This window comes from Caldimonas sp. (genome assembly GCF_046289365.1).
Lineage (GTDB): Bacteria > Pseudomonadota > Gammaproteobacteria > Burkholderiales > Burkholderiaceae_C > Caldimonas.
Genome location: NZ_JBKBVU010000317.1, coordinates 1 through 2,329 on the forward strand (window position 1 = coordinate 1; position 2,329 = coordinate 2,329).

Sequence of the window (2,329 nt, forward strand, 5' to 3'; positions counted from 1 at the left end):
CCGGCCTCAGGGCCCCTTGCGCTTCACCACCGCATAGCGCGCCAGGGTGCGCTCGCGTGCGACCTCATGCTGCACCAGCGGCTCGGGATAGGTGGCACCCAGCGTCACCCCGGCGGCCGCCAGGTCCACCGGCCGGGCTTTCCAGGGGGCGTGGATCAGCGCATCGGGCAGCCGGGCCAGTTGCGGCAGGTAGCGGCGGATGAAGCGGCCGGCAGGGTCGAACTTCTCGCTTTGCGTGACCGGGTTGAAGATGCGGAACCAGGGCTGCGCGTCGCAGCCGGTGGAAGCCGCCCATTGCCAGCCGCCGTTGTTGGAGGCCAGGTCGAAATCGTTGAGCTTCTCGGCGAAGTAGCGCTCGCCCCAGCGCCAGTCGATGCCCAGATCTTTGACCAGGAAGCTGGCCGTCACCATGCGCAGGCGGTTGTGCATGTAGCCGGTTTGGTTGAGCTGGGCCATCGCGGCGTCCACCAGCGGGTAGCCCGTCCGCCCCTCGCACCAGGCCTGGAACAGGGTCTGGGCGGTCTTGCCCTGCTCCCAGCGGATGCGGTCGTATTCCGGGCGGAAGGCACGTTCCACCACGTGCGGGTGGTGGTGCAGGATCTGCTGGTAGAAGTCGCGCCAGATCAGCTCGCTCAGCCAGACCTCGGCGCCCCGGGAGCCGGCCTGCATGCGCTCCCAGGCCAGGCGGGCCAGTTCGCGGATCGACACCGTGCCAAAGCGCAGGTGCACCGAGAGGTAGCTGGGACCTTTGACGGCCGGGAAATCACGGGTGTCGTGGTAGTGGTCGATGCGTCCCAGGAAGTCCTCCAGCAGCGCGCGTGCACCACTGCTGCCGGTGGGGATGGGCAGCTCGTGCAGCCCGCTGCCTGCAAAGCCGAGTTCCGCCAGCGAAGGCACTTCGGCGTGCAGTCCCTCGGGCCGCGGGGCCAGGGCGTCGGCATGGCGGGCCACCGGATGGGCCTGCAGGTCCAAGGGCGTCAGCCTCTTCAGCCAGGCGGTCTTGTAGGGGGTGAACACCCCGTAGGGGGTGCCCGCAGCCGTCAGCAGCTCGTCGGCCTCGAACACCACCTGGTCCTTGCTGCTGTGCCAGGCGATCCCGGCTTCGGCCAGGGCCCCGCGCACTCGGGCATCGCGTTCGCGCGCCGCAGGCTCGTGGTCGTGGTTGGCATAGACCGCCTGCACCCCGAGACGCCGGGCCAGCGCGACGATCTCGTCGCGGGCACGGCCGTGCCGCACGATCAGCCCTGCCTGTGCGTGCCCGTGGGCCTGGGCCAGGGCGCGAAGCTGGGCGTCCAGCTCGACCAGGCTGTCGCGGATGAACTCCACCCGGCGGTCGGCCCGGGGCAGGGCGTCGAGGATCTCCGTGTCGAAGACAAACGCGCACCACACCCGCCGCGCCGCGCGCAGCGCGTGGTACAGGGCGGCATGGTCTTGCGAGCGCAGGTCCCGCCGGAACCACACGAGTGCGGTGTCAAGGGGCTTTTCCATGGGGCGGGATGTTGGCAGAGGAATAGAATTCCTGCCATGGCCGCAGACCATTGCATCGACCTCACCAACCAGTTTCTGATCGCCATGCCCGGCATGGCCGACGACACCTTTGCCGGCGCGGTGGTCTACCTGTGCGAGCACACCGACAAGGGGGCGCTCGGCCTGGTGATCAACAAGCCCATCGACATCAAGCTCAAGAACCTGTTCGAGAAGGTCGACCTGACGCTGGATCGGGAGGACTTGGCCGAGGAGCCCGTCTATTTCGGCGGACCGGTGCAGACCGAGCGCGGCTTCGTGCTGCACGAACCCTTGGGCGACGACGGCGGCCACTACAACTCCTCACTGCGCATCCCGGGCGGGCTGGAGATGACCACCAGCAAAGACGTGCTCGAGGCCCTGTCCCACGGAGCCGGCCCGAAGAAGGTGCTCGTGACGCTGGGTTACAGCGGCTGGAGCGCCGGCCAGCTCGAGGACGAGATCGCCCGCAACGGCTGGCTCACCGTGCGGGCCGAGCCGTCCATCATCTTCGACACCCCCGTCCATCACCGCTACGAGCGTGCGCTGTCCCTGCTGGGCATCGACCCCGGCATGCTCACCGGCGAGGCCGGTCATGCCTGAGCAGGCGAGGCAGTTCCTGGCCTTTGATTACGGCATGAAGCGGGTGGGGGTGGCCAGCGGCAACACCCTGCTAGGCACGGCCCAACCGCTGGGCACGGTGAGCGCCCAGGGTGAAGCCCGCTTCGAGGCTCTGGGCCGGCTGATCCGGCAATGGCAGCCCGAGGCGCTGGTGGTGGGGGTGCCCTTCCACCCCGATGGCGCCGAGCACGAGAACACGCGTCGC

At 69.0% G+C, this 2,329-nt stretch carries 3 protein-coding genes; 2 read left to right on the forward strand and 1 reads right to left on the reverse strand.

The annotated features are described in order from the left end of the window. Positions 1–6: 6 nt before the first annotated feature. Positions 7–1,488, reverse strand: coding sequence for a cryptochrome/photolyase family protein (locus tag ACK42S_RS17515; RefSeq protein WP_409710629.1), 1,482 nt, complete (start codon positions 1,486–1,488; stop codon positions 7–9). Between the two features lie 36 nt (positions 1,489–1,524). Here ACK42S_RS17515 and ACK42S_RS17520 point away from each other — a divergent pair, with 36 nt between their 5' ends. Beyond that, on the forward strand, positions 1,525–2,106 hold the full coding sequence (locus ACK42S_RS17520; protein ID WP_409710632.1) for a YqgE/AlgH family protein: 582 nt from the start codon (positions 1,525–1,527) through the stop codon (positions 2,104–2,106). Next, the coding region (gene ruvX, locus ACK42S_RS17525) for a Holliday junction resolvase RuvX (RefSeq protein WP_409710635.1) at positions 2,099–2,329 on the forward strand (231 nt) is incomplete at its 3' end. The genes ACK42S_RS17520 and ruvX, both read left to right, overlap by 8 nt.

Excerpts from the sequence above, each read along its gene's own strand:
- ACK42S_RS17515 (WP_409710629.1), bottom strand. The coding sequence starts at position 1,488 with ATGGAAAAGCCCCTTGACACCGCACTCGTGTGGTTCCGGCGGGACCTG.
- ACK42S_RS17520 (WP_409710632.1), top strand. The coding sequence starts at position 1,525 with ATGGCCGCAGACCATTGCATCGACCTCACCAACCAGTTTCTGATCGCC.